Raw genomic sequence first — 19,993 nt, 5'->3', positions numbered from 1 at the left:
TCAGGCCCTCAGCGGGTGTAGTAGGCCTTGCGCAGCGCGTCGTAATGCGGCGAGCCGGCATCCTTCATGCGCTTCCAGGCGGACTCATAGGCCTTGTCGAGATAAGCCTTCTCGGCCGCCCCGGTCAGCTTCAGGACGGTCAGGCCACGCGAGCGGGCGGTCTCGTCGGTCGCCTTGATCTCCTTCTGGAAGTTGTCGAAGGATTCCTGTTCGTATTCGATCGCCGCCTTGGTCAGGATGTCCTTGGCCGCCTGCGGCAGGCTGTTCCACTTGGCCGTATTGATCGTGATGCCGAGATCGGTCGAATAGAAGCCCGGATCGATGCGGACCTTCAGGAACTTGTCCCAGTTCAGATCCAGGATGCCGATGATCGGCCAGCCGGCGCCGTCGAAGACGGAGCGTTCGAGACCGCCATAGACCTCCGGCACCGGCACCGAGACCGAGACCGCGCCGAGATCCTCGAAGAAGGACTTGTAGATCGGCTGCGAGCGGATCTTGAGGCCGTTGAGATCGACGCCGCCATCCGCCGTGCGCTTCGGCTCCTTGAGCAGATAGACGTGGAAGCCGATGCCGGAATCGATGTGTCCGAGCAGGGTGACGCCGAGCTTTTCGTCGAAGGCCTTCTGCATGATGGCGAAGCCGCCATTCTTGCGCGCCTCCATGGCGGTCACCGTGGCACCGACCCAGGCATCCGCCTCGGGCATCTTGCCGAGATAGAAGCTCGCCGGGCCGTAATGCATGTCGAGCACGCCGCGGCGCACGGAATCGACCTGCTGGTTCTGCGGGATGACCTCCGGGCCGCCGGTGAAGTCGATGCGCACGACGCCCTTGCCGGCCGCATTGACCTTGTCGACATAGCCGAGGAAGCTCTTGGTGAAGGCGAGCGCCTTCGGGAAGGCGGCGACGGCGCGCAGCACGACCTCGTCGGCCTTGGCCGGGCTGCCGCCGAGCGTGGTGGCGAACATCAGCCCGGCGGCAAGACCGAACACGGCCCGACGGGCGATGGTTTGGACGGAATGCGCTTCACGAACCATGCTGTGTCTCCTCACGTCTCTCGCCGGTGACCGGTGGAGCCGTGCGGCGCCGCCGGTCCCGTCTTCCAACACCCTAGAGAACCGGCGGCCGGGTCAGGCCGAGATGGCCGAGCATGGCCAGGAAGGCTCCGAGCCGCTCGCGCCGATAGGCGTCGAGATCACGGCCGGCATAGTCGTAGAAGCCGCGGCCGGTCTTCAGGCCGATGCGGCCCTCCGCCATGTTGCGCTCGATCACGGCGGGGGCGGCGAAACGCTCCTCGCCGGTCGCCTGGCGCATATAGCGGCTGGCATAGTAGAGAATGTCGCCGCCGCCCCAGTCGATGAACTCGATCAGGCCGAGCACGGCGAAGCGGAAGCCGAAGCCGTAGAGCACGGCCTTGTCGACATCCTCGGCCGTCGCCACGCCCTCCTCGACCAGGCGGGCGGCCTCGTTCATGGCCAGAGCCTGGATGCGCGGCACGATGTAGCCCGGCGAGGCCGCGCAGACGACCGGCATCTTGCCGGCCCCCTCGAGCAGACGCAGCATGGCGGCGGTGACGGCCGGGTCGGTCGCGGGCGACGGGCTGACCTCGACCAGCGGAACCAGATAGGCCGGATTCAGCCAGTGGGCGTTGAGGAACCGCTCAGGATGGGCGGTCAGCCCGGCAAGATCGGTCGACAGGAAGGTCGAGGTGGTCGAGGCGACGATCGCGTCTGGTCGGGCGATCGCGTCGATCAGCGCCAGGGCCGAGGCCTTGGCCTCGCGCGTCTCCGGGACGCCCTCGAACACGAAGGGACAGTCGGCCAGCGCCGCCGCCGCATCGTCGAGCGCAACGACGCGGATGCGCGCCATGATCGGTTCGATGGCGGCGGCCTCGAAGGCGCCGAGACCGGCCAGCTGGCCGAGGCTCGCCCGGATCTCGCCGAGCGCCTCGGCGGCGAGCGCCGCATGGGCGGCCGCGTCGCGCGGCTTGGCGTCGACCAGCACCACGTCATGTCCGGCATATGCGAACGCATGGGCCATGCCGCGACCCATCCGGCCCGCGCCGATGCAGGCGATCCTGGCCGGGGCGCCGGTCATGCCGGCAGTCCTTCGGCGAGCAGCTGCGCCATGGCGGCTTGCGACAGGCCGGCGAGACCGAGCCCGTCCAGGGTGCGCCCGGTCTCCAGGAAGTTCTCGCCCGCGGCCGCGCCCGCGATCGCCAGCAGGCCGGCCGCGACCGGCGACGGCACGCCGGCCCAGCGGCACACCGAGACCAGGAAGGCGAGGCCGAGCTTCACGTCCTCGGTCAGGTAGCGGTGATCCTTCAGGTTCAGCCGCTCGTGCCAGTCCTTGGAGGCGACCAGCTTGTCATGAGCCAAATTGCCGTACATCCAGTTCGAGGTCTCGTAGTGATCCGCGAGCGGGAAATGCGGCGCGCCGTAGCCGAGCGCCTCGCGCACCGCCATCCGCTCCGCATCGAGCGCGCCATGTACCCGCCGGATCGACGGCTGGGTGCCCTCGTTGTGGATGTCCCAGCGGTCGAAATGCTCGATCGGGCCGGCATTCATCAGGATCAGCGGCGGATGGATGATCGGCCCGGCATTCATCAGCGCGGCCGACAGGGCATCCTCGATCGGTTCGATCGCACCCGGAAAGGCCGCCGAGATCGCCGCCAGCGCCGGCGCGGCGAGGCGCGACGGGAAGACGCCGGTCGGCAGGCGCGTCGCGCGGGTGGTGATCGCCACCTCGGCCGGGCCGTGCTTGCGGGTCAGCCAGGGCAGCGTGCCGGTCTCGGCAATCGCGAAATCGGCCCGGTTGCCGGCCTCGCGCATGACCTTGGCCATCAGATAGGAGCCGAAGGTGCCCGGCGGCAGATAGATCGTCTGGCCGTCGGCGACATGCGGGGCGAGCGCGCGGGCGAGCTCGGCCTGCGCGGAGGCCGGTACCGGCGCCAGGATCAGATCGGCCCCGGCGACGGCCTCGCCGATCTCGGCCGTCGGCCGGGCGATCGCCACCTCGCGGCGGCCTTGGGCGTCCTTGAGAGTGATCCGCCCGGTCTCCAGGACCGGCGCGAAGGCCTCGCGATTCGGCCGCCAGAAGCGCACCTCGTGGCCGGCCTCGCTCAGATCGGCCGCAGCCGCATAGGATCCGTTGCCACCCCCCAGCACCGCAATCCTGATCGGCGTCGTCGACATGGCAAGCCCCCCGGTCCGGTGCGGCCCGTCGGCGCCGCGCGGATATTTCAAAGCTAAAGGAAGGCTAGGTTCGTGTCACCGCGCTGTCAACGTCCGACCTCCCGGAAAGTACGAATTGGATGCTCTCGCATGGAATGGGGTCGCGCAACGCCCGGCGCTGCTGTGCAGCAAATGTGCCATGTACGGCAGGTCCGGACCCGACCGGTCAACCGGTCGATGTTGTCGCATAGACCAGCAGACGCCCGTACAGCGCCTCCGGGATCGAGACGCCTTCGGCTGCCGTCCGGGCGCGTGCTGCGGCGCGCCGTGTCCCCGGCAGGCGGGCGCCGGGCTGGTCGGCGATCGCCGCCAGGAGCCGGGCGAGCCGGGCCTCGGCCGCCTCGCCGGCGATCGGGCCGGGCGCCACGGCCAGGAAGAACTGGCCGGTGCGCGGCGGGCCGCCCGAATTGTCGGCGAAGGAGGACGCATCGACCGACAGGCTCGCGCCGGTCATCCAGGCGGCCATGATCTCCACCAGGAAGGCGAGGCCGGCGCCCTTGTGGCCGCCGGTCGGCACCATGGTGCCGCCGTCGAGCGCCGCCGCCGGATCGGTGGTGGGATGCCCGTCGCGATCGAGCGCCCAGCCGGGCGGGATCGCCTCCCCGCGCTGGCGATGCACCACGATCTCGCTCTTGGCGACCACGCTCGACGACTGGTCGAGCACCAGCGGTCCGCCCGCGGCGCGCGGCACGGCGAGCGCGATCGGATTGGTGCCGAAGACCGGGACGGTGCCGCCGACCGGTGCGATCGATGCGGGGGCGTTGACGAAGCCCAGCGCCAGGAAGCCGGCCTCGGCGATGCGCCGGACATGGTAGCCGACCACGCCGCAATTGTAGGACCGCGTCACCGCCATCGCCGCCACGCCCTGGTGCCCGGCCGCCTCGAACAGCGCCGGCAGGCCCAGGTCGATCGCCGGATGGGCGAAGCCGTCGGCGGCATCGACCCGGACGAGGCCGGGTGCCGGCCGGGTCAGCAGGGGTTCGGCTCGGCCGTCGATCTTGCCGCAACGGGCATGCTCGCAATAGGTCGGCAGGCGGGCGAGGCCGTGGCTGTGCACCCCCTCGGCCTCGGCATCGACGACCGAGGCGGTGACCGCGCGGTTCTGCGTCGGGCCGAGGCCGGAGGCGGCGAGCGCGCGGAAGGTCAGGTCCTCGACCTCGGCCAGGGTCAGGCGCACGGTGGCGACGGGGGTCTTTCCGGGGGTGCTCATTCGGCGGCCTCGCCAAGTTCGGTGCCGTAGCGAGCCGCACCGGCCGGCGTCACCATGCCGTCGGCCAGATCGGCGGCGATCCGTACGGCGGGACGCTCTGCAGGATCGCCCCAGCCGCCGCCGCCCGAGGTCTCGATGGTGATCACGTCGCCGGCCCGGATCGGCACCCCGGATACCTTGGAGCGCAGCGCCTCGACGCTGCCGTCGGCCCGCGTCACCGTGGTGCGGCTGAGCGAGCCGGGGCGGCCGCCGCCGACGCCGTAGGGCGGATGCTTGAAGCGCTCGAAATTGGTCGAGAGGCTGCCGATCGGCGCGTCGAGCCGGAATTCGCGCACCAGCCCGAGCCCGCCGCGATGCCGGCCCGCGCCGCCGCTGTCGGGCAGCAGGCCGTAGCGCAGAAAGGTGACCGGATACTTGGCTTCGACCATCTCGATCGGCGCGTTGGTGTTGTTGTGCAGGCCGCAGGACAGTGCGCTCGCCCCGTCGCCGCCGGCATGCCCACCCCAGCCGCCGACCTCGATGTCGAAATAGACCCGCCGTCGGCCCGAGGCCTCCACGGTGGCGAGCGCGTAGACATAGGAGATGGCGTAGTAGGCGGCCGGAATGCGCTCCGGCAAGAGGCCGGCCAGCGCCCCGAAGACTGCCGTGGCGATGCGGTGGTTGACCACCATGCGGCCGGTCACTGGTGCGGGGAAGCGGGCGTCGACCACGCTGCCCTCGGGCAGCACCACCTCGATCGGGCGATAGCAGCCGCTATTGGCCGGGATGTCCTTGCCGAGGGCGGCGAGGAGCGCGTAGTAGACCGCCGAGCAGGTCATCGCGCGGGTGTTGTTGACCGGCCCCTGCACCTGCGGGCTGGACCCGGCGAAATCGAGCCGGATGCGGTCGCCGCGCTTGTCCAGGCGCACCTGCAGGCGGATCGGCCCCTCGGTCTGGCCGTCGTCGTCTACCCATTCGACGAAGTCCGCCGCCCCGTCCGGCAACGCGGCGATCGCGGCGCGCATCATGGCTTCCGACCCGTCGAGGATGGCGGAGGTGGCGGCGGCGAGATCGTCGGCGCCGTATTTGGCGGCGATGCGCTCCATCGCGCGCGCGCCGATGCCGAGCGCCGCGATCTGGGCCTTCAGGTCGCCGGAGGTCTCGTCCGGCTGGCGCACATTGGCCAGCACGAGGTCGACGATCGCCTGATTGAGCGTGCCCCGCTCGGCGAGCTTCAGCGGCGGGATGCGGATGCCCTCCTGGAAGATCTCGCGCGCATCGGCGTAGTAGCTGCCGGGCGCGCCGCCGCCCACGTCGACATGGTGGCAGAGCGTGCCGACGATGGCGATCCGGCGGCCTTCGTGAAAGACCGGCCGAAAGGTCTGGATGTCGGGCAGGTGCTGGCCGCCCGAATAGGGATCGTTGGTGACGATCACGTCGCCATCGTCCCAGCGGTCGAGCGGGATGAAGTCGGCGATCAGCCGCTCCAGGCAGGCCGACATCGAGTTCAGATGCACGGGAATCCGGGCCGACTGCGCGACCTGGCGGCCGTCGGCGTCGAACACGGCGGTCGAGAAGTCGAGGATCTCGCGCACCACGGTGGAGCGGCTCGTGCGCCAGATGGTGATGCTCATCTCCTCGGCGGCGGCGACGAGGGCATTGCGGACGATTTCGACCCTGACGGGGCTGATGGCGGTCATCGGGGCTTTCCTCAATGGTCGGCGATGCGGCGGGCGACGAGCGCACCGGACCGTTCGAGCCGGGCCTCCCAGCCGGGCGGCACATAGGATGTGGTGTAGGTCTCCTCGATCACGGCGGGACCGGCCACGGAGCGCTCGCCGAGCCCGTCGCGGGCCCATACGGCTATGTCGACGAAGGCCCCGCGCGCCCAGGCCCGGCGGGTCTTGGGCGTCGCCGCGGCGACTGCGGCCTCGGACCCGTCGGGCGCCGGCTTGGCGAGACGGCCGATCGCGGCGAGCCGCAGGGCGACCAGTTCGACCGGCGTGGCGGGTTCGTCGTAGGAGAAGCGGCGGCGATGCAGCGCATGGAACCGACCGGCTGCGGCTTCGAGGCCGGCGGGACCGAAGTCGGCGCCGTCGAGCGGCACGGCCAGATCGAAGGCCTGGCCGGCATAGCGCAGATCCATGCGCCACTCGAAGCGGCGTTCGGCCTGCGCCACGCCATCCTCGGCGAGGAGCCGTTCGGCCTCGCCGCGCAGCCTTGCGGCGGCGGCGGCGAGGCGCGGTCCGGCTTCGGCGAGCGGGCCGATCTCGGTCGCGGCGAGATCGTGGACGATGTCCGACCACAGGATGCCCCAGGCCGACAGGGTCGAGGCGTGGGGCGGGAACACGACGCGCCGGATGCCGAGATCCTCGGCCACCTCGCAGGCATGCACGCCGCCGGCGCCGCCGAAGGAGAGCAGCGCGAAATCCTCCGGGTCGAGACCCTTCTCGAACAGGCTGAGCCGGATCGCGGTGGCGAGGCTCGAATTGGTCACCGAGATGGCGCCCGCGGCCGTCTCCTCGATGCCGAGACCGAGCCGCCCGGCGACGCGGCCGGCCGCCGCGCGCGCGGCGGCCGGATCGAGCGCCATGGCGCCGCCCATGAAGGAAGACGCTTCCAGCCGGCCGAGGATCAGGTTGGCGTCGGTAACGGTCAGGTCGGTGCCGCCGCGGCCATAGCAGGCCGGTCCCGGCTGGGCGCCGGCCGATTGCGGGCCGATGCGCAGTCGGCCGCCGTCGTCGACCCAGGCAATCGAGCCGCCGCCGGCGCCGATGGTGCGCATCTCGACCATAGGCAGGCGGACCGGCAGGCCGTCGATGTCGCCCTCGGTGACCATCGAAACCTGACCGCCATGGACGACCGAAACGTCGAAGGACGTGCCGCCCATGTCGACGGCGACGAGGTCGGGTTCGCCGAGTTCCGCCGAAAGCCGCCGGGCCGCCGCCGCGCCGCCGGACGGGCCGGAGAGAAGCAGGCGCGCCGGCTCGCGGCCGGCCTTGGCTAGGCCGCTGACGCCGCCATTCGACTGCACCAGGTAGATGTGGCTGCCGGGGACCTCCGCGGCGATCCGGTCGGACAGCCGCTTGGTGTAGCCCGAAACGACCGGGACCAGCATGGCGTTCAGGACCGTGGTCGACAGCCGCTCATATTCGCGGATTTCCGGCGATATGTCCGAGGACAGCGAGATCGCCACGCCCGGAAGCGCGGCGGCCAGGATCTCGCCGACGCGGCGCTCATGGGCCGGGTTGGCATAGGCATGCAGCAGGCAGACCGCGATCGCCCGGACGCCGGTCTCCTTCAGTCGGGCCGCCACTTCCGCGACCCGCGCCTCGTCGAGCGGGACGCGGACCCGCCCATCGGGTCCGATCCGCTCCGGCACCCCGAAGGCGTGGCGGCGCGGCACCAGCGGCGGCGGCGGGTCCAGCGCGATGGCATAGACGTCGCGCCGGCCGTGACGGCCGATCTGCAGAAGGTCCTCGAAGCCGGCCGTGGTGACGATGGCGCCGGCGGGCAGCTTGCGTTCCAGCACCGCATTGGTGGCGATGGTGGTGCCGTGCAGGATGTACTCGACCGCGCCGATATCGAGGCCGAACCGCTCCGCCGCGGCCTTGATGCCGTCGATCAGACCGATCGAGGGATCCGACGGGGTCGACGGCGTCTTGAACTGGTAGACGCGCCCGGTCGCCGCTTCGAGGATTTCGATGTCGGTGAAGGTGCCGCCGATGTCGACGGCGATGCGCAGGGGCGAGGTCATGGGGTGGGCTTTCGCTTCGATGTCGTCGGGATGCGGCGCGGCGGCCCGTGACGGGCCGGCCGCGCTCCATCCGGCCCGCGCGACAGGGCACGCGGGTCACACATGGTTGCGGATGGCGGTCGAGGCCGCCGGGTGGGTTCGAGCAGGGGCGGATCGGTCCGCCGCGGTCACTTCACGAAGGTCTTGGCCAGTCCAAGCGATCGATCGACCACGATCACGATCGCAAGAGTGAAGACGACGAGGAGCACCGAGATCGCCGCGACCAGCGGATCGGCCCGGGATTCCACATGGTGGTACATCTCGACCGGCAGCGTCGACAGCCGCGGGCCGGACATGAACAGCGAGAGAACGACCTCGTCGAAGGAAACCAGGAACGAGAGCGCACCGGCTGCGACCAGGCCGGGCAGCATCATCGGCAGTGTCACCCGGCGAAATACCGTTGCGGGCGCCGCGCCGAGCGTGGCGGCAGCCTCCTCGACGGCGACCGGCAGGGTCGAGAGGGCGGTCGAGACGACGCGCAGCACATACGGCAGGGTGACGACCAGATGGGCGACGAACAGGCCCGGCACGGTCGCCAGCAGGCCGATGCGCGCGAAGATGATCAGCATGGCGAGGCCGAGCACGATGGTCGGCAGCAGCAGCGGCGCGGTGAACAGGCTGGTCATCGCCTCCGCGCCGCGCGGCGCGAGCCGCACCAGCGCGTAGCCGGCCGGCACCGCGATCGCCAGGTTGACCACCGTCACGCCGGCGGCGAGCTTCACGCTGAACAGGAAGGCTTCCAGCATCTTCGGATTCTGCAGGATCGCGGCGTACCAGCGTCCGCTCCAGCTCTTGGGCGGGAAGGACATGAACACGTCGCCGGAGAAGGAGAGCGGCACGACGATCAGCACCGGTGCCAGCAGGAACAGGAAGGCGACGGCAGCGAGAATCTTGAGGGCGGGTGAGATCGGCGGCTTGTCCATGGGTCACCCGATCGATCGGACGAGGCGGCCGTAGACCGCGATCGCGATGCCGAAGACGACCAGCACGATCATCGACAGGGTCGCGGCGAGCGGCCAGTCGAGCGTCACGATGGCCTGGTCGTAGACCTCGGTGGCGAGCAGGAAGACCCGGCCGCCGCCGAGCAGCTTCGGCGTGATGAAGGACGAGACCGCGAGCACGAAGGTCAGCAGCGAGCCGAGCGCGATGCCGGGCACGGACAGCGGCAGCACGATGCGCCGGAAGACCCGGAACGGCGAGGCCCCGAGGGTGGCGGCGGCCTCCTCGGCACGCGGGTCGAGGCGTCCGAAACCCGCAACCAGGGCCAGGATCATGTAGGGCATCAGGATTTCGGTCAGGCCGATGGTGACGCCGGTCAGATTGAACATCAGCCGCCAGGGCTCGGCGGCGCCGAAGGCCTTCAGCACGCTGTTGACGACGCCCTGGTCGGACAGGATGGCGATCCAGCCATAGGTGCGCACGACGGCGGAGAGCAGCAGCGGCGAGATGACCATGACCAGCAGCACGCTGCGCCAGAGCCCGCTCGACCGATGCAGGTAGAGGGCGATCGGGTAGGAGACCAGCAGCGTCGCCAGGGTGATGCCGAGGCTCGTCCGGATCGTGTTCCAGAGCAGTTCCCAGTAGAAGTCGTCGGTCACCACCGAGACCCATTTCGCCGTCGACCAGCCGCCCGTCATGGCGCCGCTCGCCTGCACCTCCTGCAGCGAGATCAGCGCCAGATTGACGACCGGCAGCAGGAAGCCGACCAGATTGACCAGCGCGATCGGCAGCAGCAGGGCGATGACGAGGCCACCCCCGGACTGCTGGTCCGCCGCATATCCGGCGCCGGCGGCCGCGCCCGCCGTCGCGCTCACGAAGGCCTCCCGAAGACCAGGGTATCTTCGACCGCCCAGGCGGCGGTCACCACCGTGCCGACCGGGATGAGCCCGCCGATGCCGGCCGTGGCCACCTCGGCGATCATGGTCACCGCCCCGGCCTCGATCTCGTACTGGACGACGTTGCCGGCATAGGTGGCGCGCCGGATCGTCCCGGCGACGCGATTGCGGCCCGCGGGCGGCGCTGCACCGTGCGGCGCCACATGGACCCGGTGCGGGCGGATCAGCACCTCGACCGGGCCGGATTTCGGGATCGGCGCCTCGATGGTCAGGTCGGCGACCGTGACGGTCGAACCCTGCTGCACGCCCTCGAGCCGATTGGTGCGCCCGACGAAGGCGGCGACGAAAGGCGAGGCCGGGCGCTCGTAGAGATCCTCGGGCGTGCCGATCTGTTCGATATGGCCGTGATTCATGACCACGACGCGGTCCGACATGGTCAGCGCCTCGTCCTGGTCGTGGGTGACGAAGATCGCCGTGGTGCCGAGCCGGCGCTGGATGTCGCGGATTTCGTTGCGCATCTCTTCGCGCAGCTTGGCATCGAGATTGGACAGCGGTTCGTCCAGGAGCAGGATCGACGGCCGGATGACCAGCGCGCGCGCCAGGGCGACGCGCTGCTGCTGGCCGCCCGACAGTTGTCCGGGCTTGCGGTCCTCGCGGCCGTCGAGACGCACCATCGCGATCGCCTCGGCGACCCGTGCGCGGATTTCGGCCTTCGGCAACCCGCGCATCTCAAGCCCGAAGGCGATGTTGCCGGCGACCGTCATATGCGGGAAGAGCGCGTAGCTCTGGAACACCAGACCCATGTCGCGCCGGTAGGTCGGCATGGCGGTGATGTCCCGGCCGGCGACCACGATCCGCCCGTCCGAGGCGGGCACGAGGCCGGCGATCATGCGCAGCGTCGTGGTCTTGCCGCAGCCGGAGGGGCCGAGCAGGGAGACGAACTCGCCCTTGCCGACATCGAGATCGACGGCGTCGACGGCCACGAAGTCGTGGTAGCGCCGCGTCAGCGCCTGCAGGGACAGGAAGCCCTGTCCGCGCGCCGGCCCGGTTCCGGCAATGGTCATGGCGGTCGGTGCCTGATGCATCATGGGGTCCCGCTCGATCACTGGCGATCCGCAAAGGATGCGTCGTCTCGTCACCCGCCGGCAAGGCCGGCGGGTGCGGAATGACGGGTCGGCGACGAGGCGGCCGGATCGGCCGCCATGCCGGCGGCGGTCAGCGGGACAGCGGGATCACCTTGCGGCGCCAGGCCTCGGCGACCTGGTCGCGCACCTTGGCGACGGCCAGCCAGTCGATCGGGACGACCTTGTCGAGCGATTTGACCGCAGTCCGGTCGATCGCCGCAGGCGCGATCTGCGCCTTGGCGTTGGTCGGCGCGTAGAACATCGTCTCGGTGAAGGTCTTCTGGGCCTCCGCCGACAGCGCATAGGCGATGAACTTGCGCGCCGCGGCGCTTTGGGGCGCGCCCTGGACCAGGTTGATCGTGTTGATCTGGAACGCGGTTCCCTCGGCCGGGATGACGGCCTTCATCTTGCCGCCGGACGTGTCCGTGTTGACCTGGGCGCGCGCATTCCAGCCGACCCCGATGGTCGCCTGACCGGCGATGACCGGTGCATAGACCTCCGGCTTCGGCTCCCAGGTCTGCACGTTCGGTGCGATCGCCTCCATGGCTTCGATGCCCTTGGCGAACTTGCCCTCGACGCCGGGGCCGCCGTTCTTCTTGTCGAGAATGGCCACCATCGACATGCCCTGGATGTCCGGAATGCCCGGAATCACGACCTTGCCCTTGGCAGCCGGCGTCGCCATGTCGGCGAGGCCCTTGGGCGGCGTCGGCCAGGCTTCCGCGTTGTAGATCAGCACGAGATTGTCGAAGGTCACCGCCACGCCGGCGATTTCCGGGATGCGCGCATTGGGATAGAGTTCGTCGATGACCGGCAGGTCCTTGGCCTCCAGCTTGACGAACAGGCCCTCGTCGGCCCCGGCCTTGGCGACGGACACGTCCATGATCACCACGTCGACCTGCGGCGCCGCCTTCTGCGCGCGCAACTGGCCGATCATGGCCCCCGAGCTGGGCTGCGGGGCGAAGACGACCTTGATATCCGGGTTGGCCTTCTCGAAGGGCGCGAGGACGGCCTGGGTGTAGCGATCCTGAAACAGGCCCGTATAGGCCATCAGGGTCACGGTTTCCGCCGCCGAAGCCGGAACGGCCGCGAGGCCGCATGCAAAAGCCAGAACCGTCTTCGCAAAGTGACGCCTATCCATCATCTCGTCCTTCCCCTGTTGTCCCTGGATCCGATTGCCGACCGGCCTTGCCCCCGATCAGGCCCGCCGCTTGGCGTCCACCATGGCGCGCGCGCCGCTGATGTCCGGCAGCCGTTCGCCGTTGCGCAGCCGTTCGAGCAGCACCAGTTCGGCCGCCTGCATCTGGAGCGCCTTCTCGGCGACCGCGCGGGCACGCGCCGGATCGAGCACGATCACGCCGCTCTCGTCGCAGAGGACCGCATCGCCGGGATGGACGACCTGACCGCCGACCGAAATCGGTACGTTTACGGCCCCCTCGGAGCCGATCAGCTTGGTGGTGATCGGCGAGGGGCCGCGGCACCAGATCGGCATGTCGACGCGGACGATCTCGGAGAAGTCGGTCGCCGGGCCGTCGATGACGCCGGCCTTCACGCCCGCCTGCTTCATGACATTGGTGATGACGCCGCCCCAGCAGGCATGCCGGTCGTCGCCGCAGCGGTCGACCAGCACGATGTCGCCGGGCCGGACTTCCGCCGTCAGCCAGTGCAGCAGCGCGGAATCGGCGTGCGGAATGCGGATGGTGACCGCCGTGCCGGCGACGCGCTTGCCCGGCAGGACGGCGCTGATCCGGCGGTCGACGAAGCCGGAATGGAGCACATGGCCGACCGTCGCGGTCTCGACCTGCTCGAGAAGGGCGATGAGATCGGCCGGAATCTGCGGCGGCATCGGGTTGATGTCGAACATCGGAAGGGTGCCTCCGGCGGGTCAGAGCACGTGGTGGTTGGCGACCGGCAGCTTGGTGCGGATATCCGCCATCCGGTCGAAATCGAGGCGCGCGGCGGCGGTGCCGACCATGTCGGGAACCATCGCGGTGACCTGACCCCAGGGGTCGATCACCATCGAATGCCCGAAGCAGGCCTTGGTGCCGCCGGCATGGGCGAACACCTGCGCGGAGGCGGCGATCCAGCACTGGGTCTCGATGGCGCGCGCCCGCAGCAGAACCTCCCAGTGGTCCTTGCCGGTCAGGAGGGTGAAGGCCGCCGGCAGCACGATCACCTCGGCGCCCTTGTCGCGCAGGGCCCGGAACAGTTCGGGGAAGCGCAGGTCGTAGCAGATCGAGCAGCCGACGGTGCGGCCCGCGACCTGATAAGTGACGACCTCCTCGCCGCGGCCGACCGTGTCGGATTCGCGGTAACTGACGCCGCCCGGCACGTCGACATCGAACAGGTGGATCTTGCGGTAGCGGGCAATCTCGGCGCCGTCCGGGCCGAAGACATAGGTGGTGTTGAAGTAGCCGTTGCCGTCCTTCTCGACGATCGAGCCGGCATGGATGGTGACCTTGAGGCGTGCGGCGAGCGCCGACATGGTACGATAGGCATCGCCCTCCGGCGGCGTCTCGGCGCTGTCGCGCGCGGCCTGCGGGTCGGACCCGAGGAAGGCATAATATTCCGGCAGCACGATCAGATCGGCCTTTTCCTCGGCCGCGATCTGCTCGACCAGCCGGGACGCGACGGCGAGGTTGGCCGCCTTGTCGTCTTGGGTGTTCATCTGAACGATGCCGATCTTCATGGCTCTTCCTTCTGGCTCCACGCCAGCAGGAGACCAAAGGCCGGTGCGGTCGGCAAACGCGAAATGCTGATCCGGATCGACAAGAAAAATCTATAGATCACGCCTTGGGCAGAAGACGGCCGCGGGTCCGGACGCGTGCCGCTACAGCATCCGGTCGGCGAAAGCCTGGAAATCCGCGGCGATTTCGGACGCCATGCCGGCGATCGCGGCCGGGATCGGATTGCCCGGTCGATCGGCATAGGCCGCATGGAAATGCAGCGGCGGGATGCGCGCATTGACGGCGACGCGCCGGATCAGGCCGGCGGCGAGCGGCTCGCGCACCACGGCCGGCGGCAGGGTGGTCATGCCGATGCCGTCGCAGAGCAGCCGGATCATCGTGGCGATCGAGTTGGTGTTGTAGATGCGTGCCTCGTCGGTCGCGATCCCGGCCGCCTCCAGTAGGCGCTGGATGGCGTGGTGCGGCTGCGATCCCTTCGAATAGGCCAGGATCGGAAAGCGGACGAGATCGACCAGCTCCAACGGCTCGGCCGGGATCGAGAGCTTGGTCGCCGCGAACCACTCGCATTCGAACCGGCAGATTTCGAGATTGCGGATGTCCGCCCCGACCACCGGCCCCATCAGGATGCCGAGATCGACGGTGCCCTCCAGAAGCTGGCGGGCGATGTTGAGGCTGGTATCGACGTTGAGATCGAGGCTGACGCTCGGGTAGCGATTGCCCATCTGTTCGATCAGCAGCGGAAGCCAGGCGTAGACGATCGTATCGACGGTCCCGATCGTGATCTGCCCCCTCAGCCGCGCGCCGTCGCCGACGCATTCCCGGAATTCGGAGGTCAGGCGGACGATCTCCTCCGCCCGCTTCAGCGCCGTGTGTCCCTGCGGCGTCAGCCGAACGGTGCGCGGATCGCGTTCGAACAGGCGGATGCCGAGTTCGCGTTCCAGTGTCGCGATGCGATTGGAAACGGCCGCCTGGGTCGTGTGCAGCTTCTCCGCCGCGGTCGAGAAGCTGCGCAGCTTCGCGACCCAGAGGAAGGTTTCGAGAAAGCGCAGATTCACGGGGGCGATCGCTTCCGAAGACGGTGGGGCCGGAGGATATCCCAAAACGGTCGCCATGCAGCCGGAATTCGAGATCCGCTCGCCCTCTCGACCCGCGGCGTCGCGAACCGGCACGTTCTATCCCGCCGCACCGTCCAGAAAACGGGCGTAGCGGCGGATCGTTTCCCGGCGGGCATCGTCGGGTTGGTTCGGGTACCAGACGGTGGCCGGCGTCGCATCGATCGTGATCCGGTCGGGCGCGATCCGGCGGGCGGCCTCCAGGGCATCGACCAGCATGTCGGTCGGGCCGGCGCAGAGCAGGGCGGGGCGTTCGAGCCGCGCGAGGCGCTCTGCGGTCGGATACTCGAACGCCGCCCGGTAGCTGCGGTCGTAGCTGCGGCCGCTCTTCAGGAGGCCCACGGTCCAGTCGTGCAGCATGTCCGGGTCCGGCAGGCCGAGGGCGCGCCCGGCGGCGCGTTCGCGCCGGTACCACGGCCAGAACAGGAACATGTCCCGGCGCATCGTCCAGGCCTGCCAGACATGCAGGCCGAACGGATCGGGGCGGAGCGGCGGCAGATAGTGGGCGAGGATGTCGGCCGTGAAGCCGCCGGACAGGATCGGCGGCGCCTCCAGGACCAGCCGCCCGGCGCGGTGCGGCGCCTGGATGGCCATTTCCAATGCCACCAGCGCCCCCGTATGGGTCCCCCAGAGGTCGCAGCCGTCGATGCCGAGCGCATCGGCGGTCTGCCACATCCAGCCGGCGAGGCGCGCGATGTCGATCGGCCCGTCCGGCTTGGTGGAATCGCCGTTGCCCGGATAGTCCGGCGCGATCACGCTGCGACCCTCGGAAAGGCCGAGGATCACGTCCCGCAGCGGCGCGGCGGAGCCGGGCGCCGATTGCAGGACGAAGAGCGGCCGGTTTCCGGCGCCCGTACCCAAGCCTGAGCCCGAGCCCGCACGGCGCAGATGCACCCGCGCCTCGGGGATGTCGACATGATCCTGCCAGATCCGGCCCGGCCCGAGCGGCGCGGCGGCAGCCAGAGGTGCGGCGGCGGGATCGGACCGGGCGAGCGCCGCCGCCGCGGCCGGCGCGTCGCGCCAGTCGACATCGGGGCGGTCGGGCAGCCCGTCGCGGATGGCCGCGGCGGCCAGCCGGCAGAGTGTCTGGTAGCGATGCGGGGCGACGGCCGCAGCGATCAGCGCTTCGTGCAGGGCATCGGCGTCCGGCAGGGGCGGGCCGTCGCGCAGCGGCCGGAGCGGATCGGCCGGATCGAGAATGGCGGCGTCGCGCAGATGGGCGAACAGGGCGGGCAGATGGCTGCCGTCCGCGCGCGGCGCGATATCCGGCAGGACCCGTCCGGACGCCGTCCAGGCCCGCGCCCGGCAGGCGCCGGTGACCACGGTTCGGGCACCGGCATGGCCGGCCGGTAGGAAGGCGGCACCGAATCCTTCGGCCAGGATCGGCGCTTCCGACAATCCGGCGGTCGCCAGCGCCGCCGCCACCGCGGCGACCGCTTCGGCATGTGTGGCGGGCGCGATCTCGGCCGATCCGCCGATGCCCGGCAGTTCCAGCACGGTCCAGGCCACCGACGGGATCGCGGCCGCCAGCCGGGCCGCGACGACGACCGCCGCCTCGGCGAGATCCGGCAGGACGGCGACGGCCGGACCCTGCCCGGCCCGGAACAGGCGCATCTGCCCGGACCCGATGGTGACCATGGCGGCACGCGGCGTCATGGCTCAGATCCCCAGATAGGCGGACTTGATGCGGGTATCGGACAGGAGCCGATCGGCGCTGTCCTCTATCACGATCCGGCCGGTCTCCAGCACATAGCCCCGATTCGCGAGGCTCAGCGCCAGGTCGACGCGCTGCTCGACGACCAGGATGGTGATCCCCGAGGCGTGCATCGTCCGGATCGCGTCGGCGAGCAGGTCGACCATCACGGGCGCGAGGCCGAGGGAGGGTTCGTCGAGCATCAGGAAGCGCGGCGCCGCCATCAGGGCACGGCCGATCGCCAGCATCTGCTGCTGGCCGCCGCTGAGCGTGCCGGCCTTCTGGGCGCGCCGTTCCGCCAGGATCGGAAACAGCGACAGGACCCCGTCCAGCCGCTTCGCTGCGGGCTGGTCCGAGCGGGCGCGATGGCCGCCGAGGTCGAGATGCTCCATGACGGTCATGTCGGGAAACAGCAGCCGCCCTTCCGGCACCTGCACCAGGCCGCGCTCGATGATCCGGTGCGGCGGCAACCGGTCGATCCGTTCGCCCTCGAAACGGATTTCCCCTGCGGCCGGTCGGATGAGGCCCGACATGGTCTTCAGCGCGGTGGTCTTGCCGGCACCGTTGGAGCCGATCAGCGTGACGATCTCGCCCTTGCCTACGCGCATCGAAACGCCTTCGAGCGCACGCTTATGTCCGTAGCGGACATCGATCCCGGCCAGTTCAAGCATGGGCCTGCTCCCGTCCGAGATAGACGCGGATCACGTCCGCATTGCCGGCCACCTCCTGCGGCGTGCCTTCGGCGATGCGCGCCCCATGGTCGAGCACGACGATCCGGTCGCAGACCCCCATGACGACGCGCATGTGATGCTCGACCAGCAGCACCGTCACGCCGCGATCGCGCACCTTGCGGATGATCCCGACCAGCCGCTGGCCCTCCTCGGGATTGAGGCCCGCCGCCGGCTCGTCGAGCAGCAGCAGGCGCGGCGCGGCGGCAAGCGCGATGGCCACCTCCAGGCGGCGCTGCTCGCCATAGGAGAGCGCATCGGCCTTGCGGCCGGCCTGCGCGGCGAGATCGCAGAAGGCCAGCACCTCGTCGGTGACCGCGTCGATCGCGGCCTCGTCCCTGCGCCAGGCGGCCGTCCGCAGCGTACTGGCGAGCCAGCCGGCGCCGCGCGTGCGATAGGTGGCGGTGCGGACATTGTCGCGGGTGGTCAGCGTCGGGAAAATGCTGGTGATCTGGAAGGTGCGGGCGATGCCGAGCCGCGCCCGCTCATGCGCCGGGGCGCGCGTCACGTCGCGTCCGTCGAACGTGATGGAGCCGGCGGAGGGGCCGAGCGAGCCGGCCAGCATGTTGAACATGGTGGTCTTGCCGGCACCGTTCGGGCCGATCAGACCGACGATCTCGCCCGTGTGCACGGCGAGCGAGACCTTGTTGACGGCGACCAGGCCGCCGAAGGCGCGGGTCAGGTCGACGGCTTCGATCAAGGGGGCGGCTCCGGTCATGGCGCGGGCTCCGGTCATGGCGCGAGCTCGGGGCGGATGGCGGGATCCACTCTTCGGCGCCAGGGCCGCCAGAGGCTGACCAATCCGTGGGGAACGAAAATGACCGAACCGGTCAGCAGCGCGGCGAAAACGATCAGCCGCAGCGGACCGAAGGCGCGCAAGACTTCGAGCAGGACGACATAGATCAGCGCGCCGAGGATCGGCCCGACCACCGTGCCGCGTCCGCCGACCACCACCATGATGATCAGCGCCGCCATATATTGCAGGCTCATCAGTTCCGGCGTGATCACGCGCAGATAGTGGGCGTAGAGCCCGCCGGCGATGCCGGCCACCACGGTCGCGGCGACGAAGCCGAGCAGCTTGGTGCGGAACACGTCGATGCCGAGCGAGGCGGCCAGCGGCGCATTCTCGCGCACCGCCAGGAAGGCCCGGCCGGTCCGGCTGCGCATCAGCGCATGGCAGGCATAGGCGAAGGCCAGAACGCAGGCGAGCACGACGAAATAGGTGTCGCGCGCCTCGCCGAGCGGGCCGTATCCCCAGACGGCCAGCGGCGGGATGTTGTTGATCCCCATCGGGCCGCGGGTCAGATCGTCCCAGTAGTTGGTGACCGTGTAGATGATCGAGCCGAAGCCGAGCGTCAGGATGGCGAATTGCGGGCCGACGATGCGCAGCGAGACGTAGCCGATCACGAAGCCGAACAGGCCGGCGACCAGCCCGGCCGCGATCAGGCCGAGCCAGACCGGCAGACCGGTCTGCATGGTCAGGATCGCCGAGGCATAGGCGCCGAGACCGAAGAAAGCGGCATGGCCGAAGCTCAGTTCGCCGAGATAGCCGATGATCACGTTGAGCGACAGCGCGAGCAGGGCATAGAGCATCCACAGCACCATGACGTGGTGCAGATAGGTGGAATTCGTGCCGAGCGGCAGCAGCGCGAGCACCAGGGCGGCCGCGAAGGGAAGCGCCTTGCGCATCATCGTGCCGCACTCCCGAACAGACCCTGGGGACGCCACAGCAGCACCAGGATGATGATCGCGTAGCCGATCGCCTCCATGAAGCCGAGCGAGACGTAGCCGCCGGCCAGCGCCTCGACCACGCCGAGGGTCAGCCCGCCGACCAGCGCGCCGGGCACGCTGCCGAGACCGCCTAGGATGACGACGATGAAGCCCTTCAGGACGGCCCAGCTGCCGACCGTCGGGAAGATCATGGCGACCGGGCCGACCAGCGCGCCGGCCAGCCCGGCGAGCCCGCAGGCCAGCACGAAGGTGATGGTATGGACGAAGCGGATGTCGACGCCGGTCAGAGCGGCACCTTCCGGATTCTGCGCCGTGGCGCGCATCATCCGGCCGAAGGTCGTCCAGCGGATCGCCGCATAGGTGGCGGCCAGGACCAGGACGGCGGCGGCGAAGATCAGCACGCGCTGCTGGGTCAGCACGATGCTGCCGACCTCGAGGATGTCGTCGGTGAACGGGCTGTTGAGATATTTCGGGTCGTGCCCGAAGCCGAGTTCGGCGCCATGGGTGACCAGCAGGGCAAGTCCGAGGCTGGAAAGGAGCACCGTGAACTCGTGCTCCTTGCGCAGCGGCCAGAAGAACAGCCTGTTGACCAGGATGCCGAGCGCACCGACCGCCACCGTCGCCACCAGGACCGCGGGCAGATAGCCGATGCCCAGCGTCGACATGGCGAAATATGTCAGGAAGGCGCCGAGCATGTAGAATTCGCCATGGGCGAAGTTGATCACGCGCAAGACGCCGAAGACCAGCGTCAGTCCGGTCGAGATGAGCACGTAGTTCATCCCGTTGACGACGCCGTTGGCGATCTGCTGGCCGAGAAGGGTCCAATCCATCAGGTAGTTCCATGGGGTCGGAAACGACCCGGCCAAGCGAC

General features: G+C 69.8%; 18 protein-coding genes. All 18 read right to left on the bottom strand.

The window, feature by feature from the left end; genetic code table 11:
* Positions 1-8 precede the first annotated feature (8 nt).
* Positions 9-1,034 carry a TRAP transporter substrate-binding protein DctP gene (dctP, locus tag KL771_RS09840; RefSeq protein ID WP_261968360.1) on the bottom strand — a complete coding sequence of 342 codons (1,026 nt, stop codon included), beginning with the start codon at positions 1,032-1,034 and terminating at the stop codon, positions 9-11.
* Positions 1,035-1,107: 73 nt separating this feature from the next.
* Positions 1,108-2,094, bottom strand: a complete 987-nt coding sequence (locus KL771_RS09835) for a 3-hydroxybutyryl-CoA dehydrogenase (protein ID WP_261968359.1) — start codon at positions 2,092-2,094, stop codon at positions 1,108-1,110.
* Positions 2,091-3,176 (bottom strand): NAD/NADP-dependent octopine/nopaline dehydrogenase family protein, encoded by a 1,086-nt coding sequence (locus KL771_RS09830; RefSeq protein ID WP_261968546.1) that lies wholly within the window; start codon positions 3,174-3,176, stop codon positions 2,091-2,093. The genes KL771_RS09835 and KL771_RS09830 overlap by 4 nt, the downstream gene beginning before the upstream one ends.
* 220 nt (positions 3,177-3,396) lie before the next feature.
* The gene (locus tag KL771_RS09825) at positions 3,397-4,440 is read right to left on the bottom strand and encodes an Ldh family oxidoreductase (RefSeq protein WP_261968358.1); all 1,044 of its coding nucleotides are present in this window, start codon (positions 4,438-4,440) and stop codon (positions 3,397-3,399) included.
* Positions 4,437-6,119, bottom strand: a complete 1,683-nt coding sequence (locus KL771_RS09820; RefSeq protein ID WP_261968357.1) for a hydantoinase B/oxoprolinase family protein — start codon at positions 6,117-6,119, stop codon at positions 4,437-4,439. The genes KL771_RS09825 and KL771_RS09820 overlap by 4 nt, the downstream gene beginning before the upstream one ends.
* A gap of 11 nt (positions 6,120-6,130) precedes the next feature.
* Positions 6,131-8,176 carry a hydantoinase/oxoprolinase family protein gene (locus tag KL771_RS09815; RefSeq protein WP_261968356.1) on the bottom strand — a complete coding sequence of 682 codons (2,046 nt, stop codon included), beginning with the start codon at positions 8,174-8,176 and terminating at the stop codon, positions 6,131-6,133.
* A gap of 167 nt (positions 8,177-8,343) precedes the next feature.
* Positions 8,344-9,138, bottom strand: a complete 795-nt coding sequence (locus KL771_RS09810) for an ABC transporter permease (protein ID WP_261968355.1) — start codon at positions 9,136-9,138, stop codon at positions 8,344-8,346.
* 3 nt (positions 9,139-9,141) lie between these two features.
* Positions 9,142-10,029, bottom strand: a complete 888-nt coding sequence (locus KL771_RS09805) for an ABC transporter permease (RefSeq protein ID WP_261968354.1) — start codon at positions 10,027-10,029, stop codon at positions 9,142-9,144.
* Positions 10,026-11,138 carry an ABC transporter ATP-binding protein gene (locus KL771_RS09800; protein WP_261968353.1) on the bottom strand — a complete coding sequence of 371 codons (1,113 nt, stop codon included), beginning with the start codon at positions 11,136-11,138 and terminating at the stop codon, positions 10,026-10,028. Before KL771_RS09800 ends, KL771_RS09805 begins: the two co-directional genes overlap by 4 nt.
* 127 nt (positions 11,139-11,265) lie before the next feature.
* Positions 11,266-12,312: an extracellular solute-binding protein gene (locus KL771_RS09795; protein ID WP_261968352.1), complete on the bottom strand. Its 1,047-nt coding sequence runs from the start codon at positions 12,310-12,312 to the stop codon at positions 11,266-11,268.
* A gap of 57 nt (positions 12,313-12,369) precedes the next feature.
* A complete protein-coding gene (locus tag KL771_RS09790; RefSeq protein WP_261968351.1) occupies positions 12,370-13,035 on the bottom strand; it encodes an RraA family protein in 666 nt (221 codons plus the stop codon).
* A gap of 21 nt (positions 13,036-13,056) precedes the next feature.
* Positions 13,057-13,860 (bottom strand): carbon-nitrogen hydrolase family protein, encoded by an 804-nt coding sequence (locus KL771_RS09785; protein WP_261968350.1) that lies wholly within the window; start codon positions 13,858-13,860, stop codon positions 13,057-13,059.
* Between the two features lie 141 nt (positions 13,861-14,001).
* Positions 14,002-14,913: a LysR family transcriptional regulator gene (locus KL771_RS09780; RefSeq protein WP_261968349.1), complete on the bottom strand. Its 912-nt coding sequence runs from the start codon at positions 14,911-14,913 to the stop codon at positions 14,002-14,004.
* Positions 14,914-15,030: 117 nt separating this feature from the next.
* Positions 15,031-16,626, bottom strand: a complete 1,596-nt coding sequence (locus tag KL771_RS09775; protein ID WP_261968348.1) for an alpha/beta fold hydrolase — start codon at positions 16,624-16,626, stop codon at positions 15,031-15,033.
* Positions 16,627-16,629: 3 nt separating this feature from the next.
* Complete coding sequence (locus tag KL771_RS09770) at positions 16,630-17,334, bottom strand: ABC transporter ATP-binding protein (RefSeq protein ID WP_261968347.1); 705 nt, start codon at positions 17,332-17,334, stop codon at positions 16,630-16,632.
* Entirely contained in the window at positions 17,327-18,109 is a 783-nt protein-coding gene (locus KL771_RS09765) for an ABC transporter ATP-binding protein (protein WP_261968346.1), read from the bottom strand. Before KL771_RS09765 ends, KL771_RS09770 begins: the two co-directional genes overlap by 8 nt.
* Before the next feature lie 14 nt (positions 18,110-18,123).
* Entirely contained in the window at positions 18,124-19,083 is a 960-nt protein-coding gene (locus KL771_RS09760) for a branched-chain amino acid ABC transporter permease (RefSeq protein WP_261968345.1), read from the bottom strand.
* Complete coding sequence (locus KL771_RS09755; protein WP_261968344.1) at positions 19,080-19,952, bottom strand: branched-chain amino acid ABC transporter permease; 873 nt, start codon at positions 19,950-19,952, stop codon at positions 19,080-19,082. Before KL771_RS09755 ends, KL771_RS09760 begins: the two co-directional genes overlap by 4 nt.
* Positions 19,953-19,993 lie beyond the last annotated feature (41 nt).

It is taken from the genome of Prosthecodimorpha staleyi (assembly GCF_018729455.1).
In the GTDB taxonomy this organism is placed as follows: domain Bacteria; phylum Pseudomonadota; class Alphaproteobacteria; order Rhizobiales; family Ancalomicrobiaceae; genus Prosthecodimorpha; species Prosthecodimorpha staleyi.
This window is presented reverse-complemented; position numbering and strand designations above follow the sequence as displayed.

Coding starts and splice junctions, on each gene's coding strand:
- dctP (WP_261968360.1), bottom strand. CDS start 1,034: ATGGTTCGTGAAGCGCATTCCGTCCAAACCATCGCCCGTCGGGCCGTG.
- KL771_RS09835 (WP_261968359.1), bottom strand. CDS start 2,094: ATGACCGGCGCCCCGGCCAGGATCGCCTGCATCGGCGCGGGCCGGATG.
- KL771_RS09825 (WP_261968358.1), bottom strand. CDS start 4,440: ATGAGCACCCCCGGAAAGACCCCCGTCGCCACCGTGCGCCTGACCCTG.
- KL771_RS09820 (WP_261968357.1), bottom strand. CDS start 6,119: ATGACCGCCATCAGCCCCGTCAGGGTCGAAATCGTCCGCAATGCCCTC.
- KL771_RS09815 (WP_261968356.1), bottom strand. CDS start 8,176: ATGACCTCGCCCCTGCGCATCGCCGTCGACATCGGCGGCACCTTCACC.
- KL771_RS09810 (WP_261968355.1), bottom strand. CDS start 9,138: ATGGACAAGCCGCCGATCTCACCCGCCCTCAAGATTCTCGCTGCCGTC.
- KL771_RS09800 (WP_261968353.1), bottom strand. CDS start 11,138: ATGATGCATCAGGCACCGACCGCCATGACCATTGCCGGAACCGGGCCG.
- KL771_RS09795 (WP_261968352.1), bottom strand. CDS start 12,312: ATGGATAGGCGTCACTTTGCGAAGACGGTTCTGGCTTTTGCATGCGGC.
- KL771_RS09790 (WP_261968351.1), bottom strand. CDS start 13,035: ATGTTCGACATCAACCCGATGCCGCCGCAGATTCCGGCCGATCTCATC.
- KL771_RS09785 (WP_261968350.1), bottom strand. CDS start 13,860: ATGAAGATCGGCATCGTTCAGATGAACACCCAAGACGACAAGGCGGCC.
- KL771_RS09775 (WP_261968348.1), bottom strand. CDS start 16,626: ATGACGCCGCGTGCCGCCATGGTCACCATCGGGTCCGGGCAGATGCGC.
- KL771_RS09770 (WP_261968347.1), bottom strand. CDS start 17,334: ATGCTTGAACTGGCCGGGATCGATGTCCGCTACGGACATAAGCGTGCG.
- KL771_RS09765 (WP_261968346.1), bottom strand. CDS start 18,109: ATGACCGGAGCCGCCCCCTTGATCGAAGCCGTCGACCTGACCCGCGCC.
- KL771_RS09760 (WP_261968345.1), bottom strand. CDS start 19,083: ATGATGCGCAAGGCGCTTCCCTTCGCGGCCGCCCTGGTGCTCGCGCTG.
- KL771_RS09755 (WP_261968344.1), bottom strand. CDS start 19,952: ATGGATTGGACCCTTCTCGGCCAGCAGATCGCCAACGGCGTCGTCAAC.